Below are 14,088 nucleotides of genomic sequence, written 5' to 3'. Positions count from 1 at the left end.
AAATGGACTAATCATACATCTATAATTGCACAGAAAAATGAACAAAGAAATCCGAATCATTACTCACGATATTGAGTTGATGACGATTTGGATAGACTAAATTTAGACGTTTTTTTAGATTGTCAAGACCTATTCCTGAGCTTTCCCGAGCGTTTTCCTTGGATTTAACCGGATGCACGCTATTGACTAGGTCCAAGTGAAGTGAACCTGAAATACATCTCAAATTTAAACGGATCCAGGATTTCTCCTTGGTTGAAATCCCATGTTTGAAGGCATTTTCCACAAAGGGAATGATCAGCATCGGGGCGATTTCACCTTTGCATTCCGAAGGATTGATTTGGAAATCCAGGTCCAAATTGGCTTGATTGCCAAAGCGTAGTAACTGAAGATCGATGTAGTTTCTCAGGTAATCGATCTCCCGGGAAATGGGAATTCGTGGCAATTGATTTTCATGAAGCATAAAGCGCATCATATCGCCCAGTTTCTGAATCCCATCAGAGGTTTTTTCGGCCTTTTCCATCAGCGAACTGGCATAGAGCGTATTCAATGCATTGAACAAAAAGTGAGGATTGATCTGCGAACGAAGAAATTCCATATTGGCCTGACCCTGATCAACTTGATAGGTAAGTTCGGTGATCTGACCCGCATACACTTCAAGTCTTTTAAAAATTAAAGAAGTTAAAGGGAAGAAAATCAACTGGATAAAGCCAACTACACCTAAGCCGCCGACAAAGAAAATTTCTTCTTGGTTTTCATCAATAGAAACGATGAGAAATATCAAAAGAATTAGTGCTGCCAAACCCCAGTTAAACAAACGGGCCTGTGCAATTTTACCTTTTTTCCTTTTCCCGTAAACCAAAAAGTAATTGTACAGGCTGGAAATAAAGATTCCTGGCAGGAATATTCCAAAAATGATCGAAGGGCCGGGGCTAGAAATCGGACTTAACTGAATCAAGAAAAACAAGGTAAAAAGGTAACCTAAAAGTAGACGAGAATAATTATAAAATTGGAAATCGCGAAGTTTGGGAGGGGTCAAGGCTTGGCTGAGTAGATGTGCCCCAATTTGGTAACAGGCATAAAGAACAATGATTCCCAGAAAAAACGTAGGAAAAGGATTTTTGATTAACCCCCCATTGAAGCCAAAAAGCGCACTAGTGCCAAAGGCAATCAAACCTGTTAAAAATATCCAGATGAGGGAAGGCCACTTTTTTGTTTCCCGTATGAATTTAGGAATCAGAACCATGTGGATGAGATGAAATCCAGCATAAATCGTCCCCAAAATCACCAGTCTACTGACAAACTTAAAAATGACTTGTGCATTATTGTCATTGTAAAATTGAGGACGATACCCAAAAAGAATGAACAGGAATGCGATAAGTGTTGCTGTGGTGACGATCCACCATTCAATTTGACGAAAATCAAGACTTTTGGATTTCATAAGAGCTTGGATGAGGTTTTGGGATTAAGACCAGAGGATTAAAAAGAGATTGTAAAGCACAGCGACGAAAATCAATGCGTAAAATCCCCGTTTCTTTTCCATGGTCTGAATGAATTTTGATTAAAACTGATGCAAGCTTAATCGAAGTAAAAAAGGCATTCAACTTCATGGGACGAAAAGGGATAATTTCGGGATAGATTCTAGCTGAATTTCCTCCAAAAGGAATTAACCAAACGGAAATTCCCTCAAATCGATATTCCAAAGCCAAGGAAGGATGAAATAGACCATCAGGGTCACCAGCAAGATTGAAAGCATATTTAGCCAAAATCCCGCTTTGACCATGTCTTTCATTTGTAAAAAGCCGGATCCGAAAACCACCGCATTGGGTGGCGTGGCTACTGGCAGCATAAAGGCACAACTGGCCGCAAGAGTCGCACCGATCATTAGTCCAAAAGGATGAAGGTCCAGCTTGGAAGCAACGGAGGCCAAAATGGGCAGCAACATGGATGCGGTTGCTACATTTGATGTGACCTCGGTGAGGAAATTTACCGATGCGACAATGATCAAAAGCAGAACAATAAAACCCACCCCCTCGATCAAGGTGAATTTTTGACCGATCCACTCTGCTAATCCTGTGGCTTGAAAACCTTCTGCCAATGCCAAACCACCTCCGAAAAGAATCAATATTCCCCAGGGAATCTGTTCGGCAGTTTTCCAATCTAGAATTCTTTTAGTTTTAGTTGAATCGGGGAGGACAAACAAGAGTACCACTCCGGTCAAGACGATGATCGTGTCGTTAATGGCTGGAATTAAGGGTTCTAGCAGATATTGCCTAAAAATCCACGAAAAACAGACCAGCCCAAAGACAATCAGTACTGATTTTTCTTCATAACTCATCTTGCCTAGAGCGCTTAATTGATCCTTAACGATTGTGCCCGCATCAGCCAGTTTAAATTTTTTGGGGAGGGGATTGGCGTATTGAATTAAATAATACCAAGTTACAAAAAGAAGAAAAAGCGATAGGGGGAGGCCAAAAAAGAACCATTCGTTAAAACCGATCGTGTAATCATAGAGCTCATCAATAACCGCTACTAAAATCGTATTGGTGGGGGTCCCGATTAAGGTGGCAATACCGCCAATGGAAGCGCCGTAGGCAATCCCAAGCATGATGTTTTTGCCCAAATTCAGGGAAAGAGATTCACTATTTTGTAACTGATCTTGAAACTGTTTGACTACTGCTAACCCAATAGGCAGCATCATCAGGGAAGTGGCTGAATTTGAAATCCACATGGAAAGAAAACCCGTAGCCAAAACAAATCCCAAAACAATAGTCCTTAAATCCGTTCCGATGAATTGAATGATGGATAGTGCAATTCTGCGATGCAAATTCCATTTTTCGATGCCAGTTGCCATTAAAAATCCACCCATGTAAAGCATCACGGTGGGATGCATGTAATTGGCAGAGGCATCTGAAATTGGCAAAATCCCAAGCGTAGGCATACATATCAACGGAAGAAAAGCCGTGGCTGCAATAGGAAGTGCTTCGGTTATCCACCAAATCGCCATCCAAACGGCTAAACCTAACATGGCTAGCCCTTCAGTACTTAAATCAGGCGCTTTTGCCATAAGGAGCAGTAAAAAAAAGCTAATAGGACCTAGATAAAGTCCCCAAGTCGACAGGCTGAACTTCATTTGGATGGGAGGGTTTAACGATAGATTTTACAGATCGGAAGGTAAATATAATTTGGAAAATATGAGGTTTAAAATTATTTACTTAACATAATATAAATTATGTAACTTTTAAATCAATCTGAAAACCCAGGATTCCTAGTTCATCTACTACAGGATACCCTACAGCTTATCCCGGTTCCTTTTAGGGCTTATTTCAAAGGTAAGCTAGTAATTGATCTAAAAAATCGATTGCGCTGCCAAATTTTGAGGTTTTGTAGTATTCAAATGAAAGAATTGATGTAGTCTGAAATGAGGCATTTTGAATCAATCAAGATTAAGTTACAACGATTTTTGATTGACACCGCTCCTCAAAAATACTAACGAAAAATACTTTTATACTAAAATTGTTATGAAATACCTCTACCTAACAGCGCTTGCTTTCTTAGTCGCCATCAAGTTAGCCGATGCACAGAGCTCCCTAGTAACCATTCTTGAAGATGAAAGCGGAATGAGACTTCAAGTAGATGGACAAGATTTTATGGTCAATGGGATGAATTGGGATTATTTTCCCATAGGCACCAATTTTAATTATAGCCTGTGGCGGCAACCCGATGATATCATCAGGGCAGCTCTAGATACAGAAATGTCTCTTTTGAGAAACATGGGTGTTAATTCCATACGGATTTACACCGGTATTCCTGCCAAATGGATTACTTATATCTACCAGAAATATGGGATTTACACCATGCTCAATCATTCCTTTGGCAGATATGGTCTGACACTGAACGGAGCTTGGATGGCAAATACAGAGTATGCAGACCCCAGGGTGAGAGCGCTTTTAGTGAAGGAAGTAACCGATATGGTTCGCCAATATCAAGGTACACCCGGTCTCCTACTCTATCTACTGGGCAATGAAAACAACTATGGATTGTTTTGGGGAGGTGCAGAAACAGAGGATATTCCAATCGAAGATCGAGAATCTACCGTGCGGGCCTTAGCCATGTATAAATTGTTTAATGAGGCAAGCTTGGCTATGAAAGAAATTGATCAGGGAGTACCTATCGCCATCTGTAACGGTGACTTGTTGTTTTTGGAGATCATCAAAGAAGAATGTAAGGACATCGATATTTTCGGTACCAATATGTATCGAGGCGCATCCTTTGGGGATGCTTTTGATCGGGTTAAGGCGGAATTAAACAAGCCGATTCTTTTTACCGAATTTGGCGCTGATGCTTTTAACACGCTTGAAAATGCAGAAGATCAAGAGCGCCAGGCCTATTATATGGTCAATAATTGGAAAGAGATTTATGAAAATGCAGCTGGACTAGGAAAGGCTGGCAATTCTTTGGGTGGATATACTTTTCAGTTTAGCGACGGCTGGTGGAAAGCCGGTCAGACTGTTGAATTAAACATTCATAACACCGAAGCATCCTGGTCCAATGGTGGTTATACCCATGATTTTGTAGAGGGTGAAAATAACATGAATGAGGAATGGTTTGGCATAGCTGCCAAAGGGCAAACCACCCCTCGTGGACTGTATACGCTTTATCCGCGAGCTGCATATTATGCCTTGCAACAAGCGCATCAGTTTGATCCTTATTCGGGTACGATGACCCTTCAGTCTTTAAGGAATCATTTTTCTTCCATAGATTTTATGGAGGCGGTTTTAACGGCTCGTGGGGATAAAGCTGCTTTGCAAGGTGAACAGGCTAATATCCTATCAGTCAGTGAGTTTAGAGCCGAGCTAAGTACTTTTAACACCGGTGGAACATTAACTACGACACCCGAAAGTCCCGATCCGGATCAGATTACATTTCCCAATCAACAAGGTTTTGATCATTTGCAGTCATTTTTTGTGGGCGTTCAAGCCAATCCTTCCAGCAATGTGCGCGCAAACGTATCGTTTAACGTCCTAGGCAATGTAGCCTTGAATCCCATAGATGAGATTTTTTATGAAACTCGAGGTAGACCCGTTACCATCCAAACGCAATCTGGGACACAGGTAGCCGATGCTTTGGGGCGTTTGGCCGTCTATCAAGCCGATTATACCTGGAACCATGAACTTTTTGATTTAAATGGATTTTACCGGACTGGCCATTATCATTGGGGTTATGAGGGCGATTTTTTTGGACTTTATCCGGAAGCCAACTATGGACCCAACATAGATATTTACAATGCCTTAGCCCCATCAGGCTTGGAGCTTTCGGGAAAAAAACTCTTGGACGGTTTAAAAGTAGCTTTCGGAAGGGAGCTGTGGTGGGGAGCCAACCCCGCCGTATTGGTTAAATACAGAAAACAATTGGGGAAAACTGCTTTATCCGGTATTTTTCATGAAGACCTGGATGACCCGGGTGTAGCGGTCAGTTCAATTGCTATTCCTCAGCCGCGAACACGAAGATTGACTTTGACAAGCGAAACCCTTTTTTCTGAAAACTTCAAAGTTGAGCTTGGAGGAATTTGGGGTGGTCAACCCCTGGTAGGAAGAGAATTTCAGGTCGTTCGCAATGAAAATGGAAATTTTGAAACCTTCACTGATCGAATCAGACCTAGTGACTTGTGGGGTGGTAAAATTAAATTTTCCTTCACCAAAGGAAAAATTAACTGGTATGGTCAGGCGGCCTCTCAAGGCTTAGTGGCTAATGGCGGTGGAGATTATACCCGAACATTTACCGGATGGTCTTTAAAAGATGCCGGCAGCGGAAATAAAAACAATGTGCTCACTGGATTTACCTATACGATGGGGAATTTCCAGGTAGCCCCAAATTTCATGTGGCAGAAACCTTTGGTAGATCCTATTCCCGGTGATATTGGAGGTCCTGCCCGACCAAGAAACATTCTGGATGATCCCTTCGTGGTCCGCTCGAATAGGGAAACGGTGGCTGGGGAACTGCTTCTCACCTTTGATCCCACGCCAGGAACTTGGATGTATGAATGGGATAATGACATGCAGGAAGACGCTCCTTTTGCAGCGAGTTTAGGTTTTGTTTATAGACACTTGCCAACTACCATGGATGCAGCCATCATTTTTCCCGGAACCGGCCGTGTCCCTGTTGCGGCAAATGGAGCCCCACCCGCTTTGGATTTATGGGAAGTCAATACCCGAATCGTTTCCAAAATCAATTCAAGGTTTGGAATAATCGCCAATCTCTATGGAGGAAACGGTCAAGCAAATGGCCCTGATCCCAGAACCATAGAACGGTTTGGGGGCGATGTCAGGGTACTTTATAAAGATTTAAAGTTTTCCTCCTTCTTAAAGTTTAATGATTGGGGGCCTTTTGACTTTCATCGAGATTTTAACTTGACATTCCCTGTGCAAGTGATGGCAGATATCTCGACTTCTGTGGGCAAGCAAGAATGGTACATGCTTCCCAATACCACCATGGGGGTACGATTTACGTGGCGATCATTAGATCAATATTCACCCCGGTACAATCCAGCTCAAACTGTTGATGTCAGTGGAAATAGGGTCCCTGACCCCACTGCAATAGGTTTTCCGAATGGAAATGAGTGGGAATTGAGAACCTATGTTCACATCTATATCGGAAAATAATGAAAGTCGCAAAGCCGAACAGCATAACCATGAAAAAATCAACGATCAACTTATTTGGAATCCTATTGATTGTTAGTTTATTAGGATGTATGAGGGAAGAGTTTGAAGATCTTCCAAGAGCAAGGTTCAGCACAGCTGCTGATATTTTTACCGATGATTTTGTGGGATTGGGAAGTGATTTCTATTTCCCTTATCAAACCGCAAAGCCGAATGTGTTCTCCGTTGATGACAATGAAAGTTACAAAGGAAATGCCTCCATCAGAATTGATGTACCGGATGCGAATGATCCGGCAGGAAATTTTGCAGGTGCAATTTTCAGAATTGATGGAGCGGGTAGAGACTTGCAGGATTATAATGTGTTGTCTTTTTATGCCAGAGCCAGTCAAGCAGCTACCCTATCCGAAATAGGATTTGGACAAGATTTTTTGGGTGATACTTACCGTGCTTATAGGACCCAAGTAAACTTCACCACTAACTGGCAGAAATACATAATTCCAATACCAGATCCGTCAAAATTATTGGAAGTCAGAGGGGTATTTCAATTTGCGGCAGGAGGAATTGGTCCGGAAGGTGAAGAAGTGGGATTTTCATTTTGGATTGATGAATTGAAGTTTGAAAACCTTCCCTCCGTTGCCCAACCGCTGCCTTTGGTCAATAATGGAGAAGATCAGTCCATTAATTCCTTCAATGGGGTTACGCTGCCGGTAACAGGAACAGGAGTTTTAATGAATGTAGACGGTTTTGACGTTCGGGTGGAATCCTCTCCCTCCTATTTCAATTTTAAATCATCCAATCCCAATGTGGCCACAGTTAATGAACTTGGCCAAGTATCGGTTTTAAGTTCAGGAAACGCAAGAATATCAGCCAGTATAGGTGTTGGTGAAAATGAAATGGATGCGGTGGGTTCTTTGACTGTTGTCTCGGAGGGACCGTTTTTGTCAGCCCCTACTCCACCGGATTTGGATGCAGAAGATGTCGTATCCATTTTCAGTGACGCTTACCAAAATGTACCGGTGGACAATTTTAATGGCTTCTTTCAATTTGCAACCACCCAAGGTGGAGCGATCGACATCGCTGGTGAAACGATCATTAGCTACACCGACCTGAATTTTGTGAGTGTGAATATGTTTAATTCCCCAGACGTGGATGCATCCCAAATGACTCATATTCATGTCGATATCAATGTCAGAGAGAATGTCGATCCAGGTGATTTCCTTCGATTTCAAATCATCAATAACAATGGTCCAGGTGAGACCTCAGGAACGGTTGATTTGACTACTTATCAACCCTTAGTTTCTCAAGAATGGGTCAGCTACGATATCCCATTGAGTGATTTTGCAGGTTTGGGGGCCACTAACGATGTCGACTTGATCTTTTTCATCTCCGATGGCACCATCTCCGACATTTTTGTAGATAATATTTATTTCTACAGATAACCAGTCCATACTTAAAGTTAAATGAACAGAGCGCATGAATAATACTAATAGAATTTTTACTTACATCCTGATCCTTTCTTTTGGATTCCTGCTCATGATTGGGTGCATGGAAACCAATGAACTGCCGGATAGAGGGTACACTTTAGTTTGGTCGGATGAATTTGACGGGACCACTGGTGATCCCCCCAATCCGGAATTTTGGAATTATGAAATCGGCACAGGAACTAACGGCTGGGGAAATAACGAACTTCAATATTACACCAACCGAACCGAAAATATCCATATTGACGGAAAAGGGAACTTGGTCATAAAAGCAATTAATGAACCTTTTGCCGGCAGGAATTTTACTTCAGCGAGGATTACGACCCAGGGCTTGAAGGAGTTTCGGTTTGGAAGAATAGAAGCTCGAATCAAAACCCCCTTCGGTCAGGGCCTTTGGCCGGCATTTTGGATGCTTGGAGCAAATATTGACGGAGTGGGTTGGCCTCAAGCCGGAGAGATGGATATTATGGAGTTACGGGGTCAGCAACCCAGTACTATTCTGGGGTCTATTCATGGCCCGGGGTATTCTGCCGGCGATGCAATTTCAGGATCCTTCCAACTCTTTGACTCAAGATTTGATACCGAATTTCATGTATTCGCAATAGAATGGGGCGCTGATTTCATTGATTTTTTCGTGGATGAACGGCTTTATCAACGATTGACCCCTGATGATTTACCAGCGGGTAGCGATTGGGTTTTTGACAGACATTTTTTCCTTCTTTTGAATGTGGCTGTAGGTGGAAATTTTGTGGGTTCACCTTCTCCAGATACCCGTTTTCCACAAACCATGCTCATCGACTATGTCCGAGTATATCAATAAATAATCACATTAAACCTAAAAAAACATGATTAGGAAATTTAGACTAGATCTCATACTAAGCTTTTTAGTACTCGGGTCAATTTTATTACTAGTAAGCTGTGTAGAAGATGAAATGATTATTCAACCCCCTACGGCTGGATTTACCTTTTCCATAGATCAGGAAACCGGCGGAATAGTTACGTTTACCAATACCTCCGAAGAGGCGGAGACCTTTCAATGGGATTTTGGGGACGGCACTTTTTCTACCTTGAGTAATCCCAGAAAAATTTACATGGAGGACGGAAGCTATGAGGTCTCCTTGACTGCAACCAATGCAGGCGGATCCAGCCAAGAAACCCAAACGCTAACCATTGATTTGATTGTGGTCATTACTGACAATGATCCTCCAGTAATTGCTCTGGAAGGAGAAGCTACCATCGAACTGGAAATTGGGGATGAATTTACCGATCCGGGAGCAACAGCAAATGACGAGGTGGATGGAGACCTGACCGAAAATATTGAAGTTACCGGAGAAGTAAATACCCTACAGCCCGGTGAATACGTCCTTGCCTATAATGTAACAGATGGGGCGGGAAATCAAGCAGAGCAAGTCACTCGGACAGTTACGGTAAACTTTGACCAGGGAATCTTAACCAATGGCGATTTTGAAGCAGGAGACGCTGGCTGGATAGGAAACGGCTTGGAAGTAAGAGAAGAAGGAGGTAATCAGTTTTCATTCACCAATGTCACCACTGCTGGAAATCCCTTTGACGTCAATGTCAGTCAAGTAGTACCCATCCGAGCTGGAAGCGAGTATAGACTCTCCTTCAATGCGGTCACTGATGTGGAAGATGGGCGAACTATTTTGGCGGGTATTGGACTAAATGAGGATCCCTTTACTAATGTCACCCAAGAATTCGAACTGACTACTGATGAACAACGCTTCAGTGCTGAGTTTACGGCAAATTTCGATAACGATAATAGCCGGGTCATTTTTGACATGGGAGCGGAAATCGGTGTAGTAGTTTTGGACAATGTTTCACTTGAACTCCTGTCAGAAAATACGACAGCCCTTCCCATCACCTTTGAAAATGGAGAGGTGCAGGCTTCACCTTTCAACGGAGCAGCTTTTGAAGTGGCACCTGACCCTAACAACTCCGGTAATACTGTAGGAAAACTGACAAATTCAGGAGCAGAATATGAAGGTGTCACATTCTCCTTAGCGACTCCAGTTGATTTTGGGGGAGCCAATAAATTGATCACCATGAGGTTTAATACCCCGACTGCCGGTATACCTGTATTGATGAAATTTGAAGGGGGCAGCACCGATCCGGTGGAGATTTCTGTAGACGCTTCAGATGAAGGATGGCAAGAATTAACTTTTGATTTCAATGCCGCTTCAGGCTCATACCGTCAATTAACCCTTTTTGTGGATGGGCCGGGTACTACTGTTGGGGATTTTTATGTCGATGACATCATTCAAACTTCTGATTCCTCAGGTGGAGAATCTGGTTGTGAAGGGGAACCCATCGCAGCGGTTTCTTTTCCGGTAACTTTTGAAACCTGTGAGTCATTCGTCAACACCTTTTTTGGAGAAGGAAGTCTTACCACCGAATTGGCTCCTAATCCCTCAATTTCGGAGGTAAACAGCTCTGAAAATTCCTTGAAAGTAGTCAAAGCTGCGGGAACCAATAGATGGGCAGGATTGCAAAACGCCTTTGCCGAAACGATTGATCCGACTAAAACATTTAAGCTAAAAGTGTACTCAAGCAAGCCCGAGGCGGTGATGAGATTTGAATTAAATAGTGATCCTCAGCCCACAGGATCAGGTAATCCACCCGCTCAATTTCAGACCATAGGTCCGGCGAATACCTGGGTAGAAATTGAAGTGACTTTTACCGGTGTTCCTGATACCAATACGGGGCTTAATCAACTAGTCATCAAGCCGGATAATCCTGAAGGAACGGATGGAGAACTGACCGGGTCAACCGAAACCTACTATTTTGATGATATCACCTTGATTGATGGAGAAAATGGTAACGGTGGTACTGATGGTGGCGGGGATGAGGGCGGTGGAGAAAATCAAACCGATAGCGGAACCAATATTGCCATCAATGGAGATTTTGAAACCGGCGATGATACGGGGTGGATTTTGTTCCAAAATGGAGGCTTGGCGGAATTGGACAATACCGAAAACAACGGTGGGTCTTGGTCGGGAAAGTTAGCCACAAATGGACCAAGTAACCCCGCATTTAAGCAGGAAAGGATTGGAGGGGGCACCGTAAATCCGGGTGATCAGGTTAGAATACGATTTGATCACAAAGGGGTCATCGTACCTCCAGGAGGAATATTTAACGTGCTGTTATTTGGAGAAGGTGCCAATGGGGCCTCTTTCACGCATGTGTTTAACCCTGGGCCTATCCCTGAAGAAGGTTGGACTACCTTTACAGGTAATTTTACTATCCCTGCAGATATAGATGTATCCAATGGCATTTCGGTATTAATTGAGGCGGTTTGTGGAGGAGATGCAGGATGTAGTGTGGAGGCAAATATTGACAACGTGCGAATTTTCCTCAATCCTTAACTAAAGAATAGGTCTTATTATAGGCTTACCAGGTCAGGTTTAACAGCCTGACCTGATTTAAATTGATTTCTAACTCCACCCAATTAATTTCGATTACCCGTGAAGAAAATCGAGTCTGCCCAATTAACCCAAGTTGAAATTAACCAAGAGCTCTTTTATCAAATTTCATCGATTGATTCCATCCCTCCTTTTTTTATGAGTATTCTCAGCCCATCAAATCACTGGTTGTTTATGGGTAGTAATGGAGGCGTGAGTGCGGGAAGAAAAGATCCCGAAAATGCACTTTTCCCCTATTACACAGATGATAAGATCATTGAGTCTTCTGAACACACCGGCTCAAAGAGCATTCTAAAAGTCCAAAAAGACGGTCAGACCCTGGTATGGGAACCGTTCTCCATTCACTTTGCAGCTCAATACAAACTCAGCAGAAATCTGTACAAAAATGTACTGGGAACTAAAATTATTTTTGAAGAAAAGAATTTAGATCTAAAACTCAGCTTCCACTATCAATGGACCAGCAGTGAACGGTACGGATTTGTAAAAACGAGTAAAATCATCAATGAATCCGAGTCGGACATCCGTATTTCCTGTTTGGATGGAATTCAAAACATCATGCCATTTGGTGTGGGAAGTATGCTGCAAAATGTAAGAAGCAATTTAGTAGACGCTTATAAACGCAACGAACTCGAACCTGAAAGCGGAATTGGGATTTTTGCTCCAAGCGCGATTATCGTGGATAAAGCCGAGCCAAGTGAGGCCTTGAAAGCGACGATTGCCTGGTCACTAGGCCTTGAAAAACCACAACATCTCCTCTCTTCTTCCCAGCTTAATGCTTTCCGACAAGGCCACTCTCTTCTTCCTGAAACTGACATCAAAGCCCAACGAGGAGCCTATTTTGTAGTTTTTGATCTGAAGTTGGCGGCGGGGGAAGCTCAAGAGTGGATGATCCTAGCAGAACTTAATCAAACGATCGCCCAAATTCGATCTTTAGCACATGCCATAAAACATGATTCCGGATTATATGCCAAAGTTAAAGAGGATATCGAACAGGGTTCGAGGGAATTAATCAAATTGAACGCCGCTGCGGATGGTTTACAATTGACAGCAGATCGGCGAAAAGATACCCGGCACTTTGCCAATGCGATGTTTAATATCATGCGCGGGGGAATTTTTGATTACAATTACCAAATTGAAAAGTCGGATATAAAAAGCTACCTGCTAGCGGCCAACAAGAACGTTTTTGAAAAGCATGTAAGGAGTTTCGAAACCTTTGGCGTGCAGTTCTCACTTTTCGAGCTCAACAAATTTGCCGCAGGATCGGAAGATCCCGATTTCATTCGGCTCTGCCTGGAATATTTACCCTTAAAATTTAGCCGAAGACATGGCGATCCAAGCCGACCTTGGAATAATTTTTCCATCAATACCCGAAATGAATCCGATGGGTCAAAAGTCCTTGATTATGCCGGGAACTGGCGTGATATATTCCAGAATTGGGAAGCTTTGGCACTTTCTTACCCGGGTTTCATTGAGGGCATGATCTTAAAATTTCTCAATGCCTCAACTTTCGATGGGTATAACCCCTACCGAGTTACCAAAGGTGGAATGGATTGGGAGCGAATTGAGGCAGATGATCCCTGGTCGTATATCGGGTATTGGGGAGATCACCAGATTATTTATCTATTAAAGTTTTTGGAGTTTGCCGAGCAATATATACCAGGTCGGCTAGCTCAATATTTTACACAAGATATTTTTGTATACGCCAATGTCCCCTACAAAATCAAGCCTTATGAGGCTATTTTGCAAAATCCTAAGGATACCATTGATTTTGACCATGAACTGGATCGGTTTATCCAAAAACGTGGATTTGAACTAGGTTCAGATGCTGCTTTGGTCCAAAATCAAACTGGCACTATTCATCATGTCAATTTTACTGAAAAAATTCTGGCAACCGTTTTGGCAAAACTATCCAATTTCATCCCAGAGGCTGGAATTTGGATGAATACACAGCGGCCAGAATGGAATGATGCCAACAATGCCTTGGTGGGTAATGGAGTGTCGATGGTGACCCTATACTATCTCAGGCGGTTTTTTAATTTTTTTACTTCGGTTTTAGCTAAAAGCAATAAGGCTGAAGTTCAGATTTCTAAGGAGTTGTTGGAATTTTTCGAGGCAATTCTGCAGGGACTGACGGCAAGCAAACACTTACTTTCTTCTGGTTTTAGTGACCGGGACAGAAAATTAGTTTTGGATGCCTTGGGACAGGCTGGAAGTCAGTATCGTGAAAAAATCTATAAAGGTTCATTTAGTAGCGAGCGAAAACCCCTTTCCATTCAGGTTTTGATTGACTTTTGTGCCCTTTGCCAAAATTATCTCGAACACTCCATTCAAGCCAATAAGCGAGAAGATCAGCTGTATCATGCCTACAATTTGATGACTCTAGAAAATGAGCAGGAAATTTCCATTTCCTACCTCAGTGAAATGCTCGAAGGTCAAGTGGCCGTTCTCAGTTCTGGTTTTTTAACCCGAATTATGCATTAGAATAATTGAAAGGAGGACTGAGATTTTGAA

At 42.6% G+C, this 14,088-nt stretch carries 7 protein-coding genes; 5 read left to right on the top strand and 2 right to left on the bottom strand.

The genetic code is table 11. The annotated features are described in order from the left end of the window. Window positions 1-19: 19 nt before the first annotated feature. Both Q0L00_RS15050 and Q0L00_RS15045 read right to left on the bottom strand, forming a co-directional pair. Complete coding sequence (locus Q0L00_RS15050) at window positions 20-1,438, bottom strand: histidine kinase (protein ID WP_297337712.1); 1,419 nt, start codon at window positions 1,436-1,438, stop codon at window positions 20-22. A 225-nt stretch (window positions 1,439-1,663) separates the two neighbouring features. Continuing rightward, window positions 1,664-3,130: a DASS family sodium-coupled anion symporter gene (locus tag Q0L00_RS15045; RefSeq protein ID WP_297337711.1), complete on the bottom strand. Its 1,467-nt coding sequence runs from the start codon at window positions 3,128-3,130 to the stop codon at window positions 1,664-1,666. Window positions 3,131-3,518: 388 nt separating this feature from the next. Between Q0L00_RS15045 and Q0L00_RS15040 the strand changes: the two genes are divergently transcribed. From Q0L00_RS15040 to Q0L00_RS15020, 5 genes are all read left to right on the top strand, one after another. Next, a complete protein-coding gene (locus Q0L00_RS15040; protein ID WP_297337710.1) occupies window positions 3,519-6,659 on the top strand; it encodes a glycosidase in 3,141 nt (1,046 codons plus the stop codon). 29 nt (window positions 6,660-6,688) lie between these two features. Continuing rightward, complete coding sequence (locus Q0L00_RS15035; protein WP_297337709.1) at window positions 6,689-8,095, top strand: Ig-like domain-containing protein; 1,407 nt, start codon at window positions 6,689-6,691, stop codon at window positions 8,093-8,095. A gap of 34 nt (window positions 8,096-8,129) precedes the next feature. Then, window positions 8,130-8,957: a glycoside hydrolase family 16 protein gene (locus Q0L00_RS15030; RefSeq protein ID WP_297337708.1), complete on the top strand. Its 828-nt coding sequence runs from the start codon at window positions 8,130-8,132 to the stop codon at window positions 8,955-8,957. Window positions 8,958-8,982: 25 nt separating this feature from the next. Continuing rightward, entirely contained in the window at window positions 8,983-11,520 is a 2,538-nt protein-coding gene (locus tag Q0L00_RS15025; RefSeq protein WP_297337707.1) for a carbohydrate binding domain-containing protein, read from the top strand. 99 nt (window positions 11,521-11,619) lie between these two features. After that, on the top strand, window positions 11,620-14,058 hold the full coding sequence (locus tag Q0L00_RS15020; RefSeq protein ID WP_297337706.1) for a hypothetical protein: 2,439 nt from the start codon (window positions 11,620-11,622) through the stop codon (window positions 14,056-14,058). Window positions 14,059-14,088: the final 30 nt, after the last annotated feature.

Origin of the sequence: Algoriphagus sp., assembly GCF_024305035.1 — a bacterium.
Taxonomy (GTDB): Bacteria; Bacteroidota; Bacteroidia; order Cytophagales; family Cyclobacteriaceae; genus Algoriphagus.
This window is presented reverse-complemented; position numbering and strand designations above follow the sequence as displayed.

Bases quoted from the DNA above. Each gene is read 5' to 3' on its own strand.
- Q0L00_RS15035 (WP_297337709.1), top strand. From the start codon at position 6,689: ATGAAAAAATCAACGATCAACTTATTTGGAATCCTATTGATTGTTAGT.
- Q0L00_RS15025 (WP_297337707.1), top strand. From the start codon at position 8,983: ATGATTAGGAAATTTAGACTAGATCTCATACTAAGCTTTTTAGTACTC.
- Q0L00_RS15045 (WP_297337711.1), bottom strand. From the start codon at position 3,130: ATGAAGTTCAGCCTGTCGACTTGGGGACTTTATCTAGGTCCTATTAGC.
- Q0L00_RS15040 (WP_297337710.1), top strand. From the start codon at position 3,519: ATGAAATACCTCTACCTAACAGCGCTTGCTTTCTTAGTCGCCATCAAG.
- Q0L00_RS15050 (WP_297337712.1), bottom strand. From the start codon at position 1,438: ATGAAATCCAAAAGTCTTGATTTTCGTCAAATTGAATGGTGGATCGTC.
- Q0L00_RS15030 (WP_297337708.1), top strand. From the start codon at position 8,130: ATGAATAATACTAATAGAATTTTTACTTACATCCTGATCCTTTCTTTT.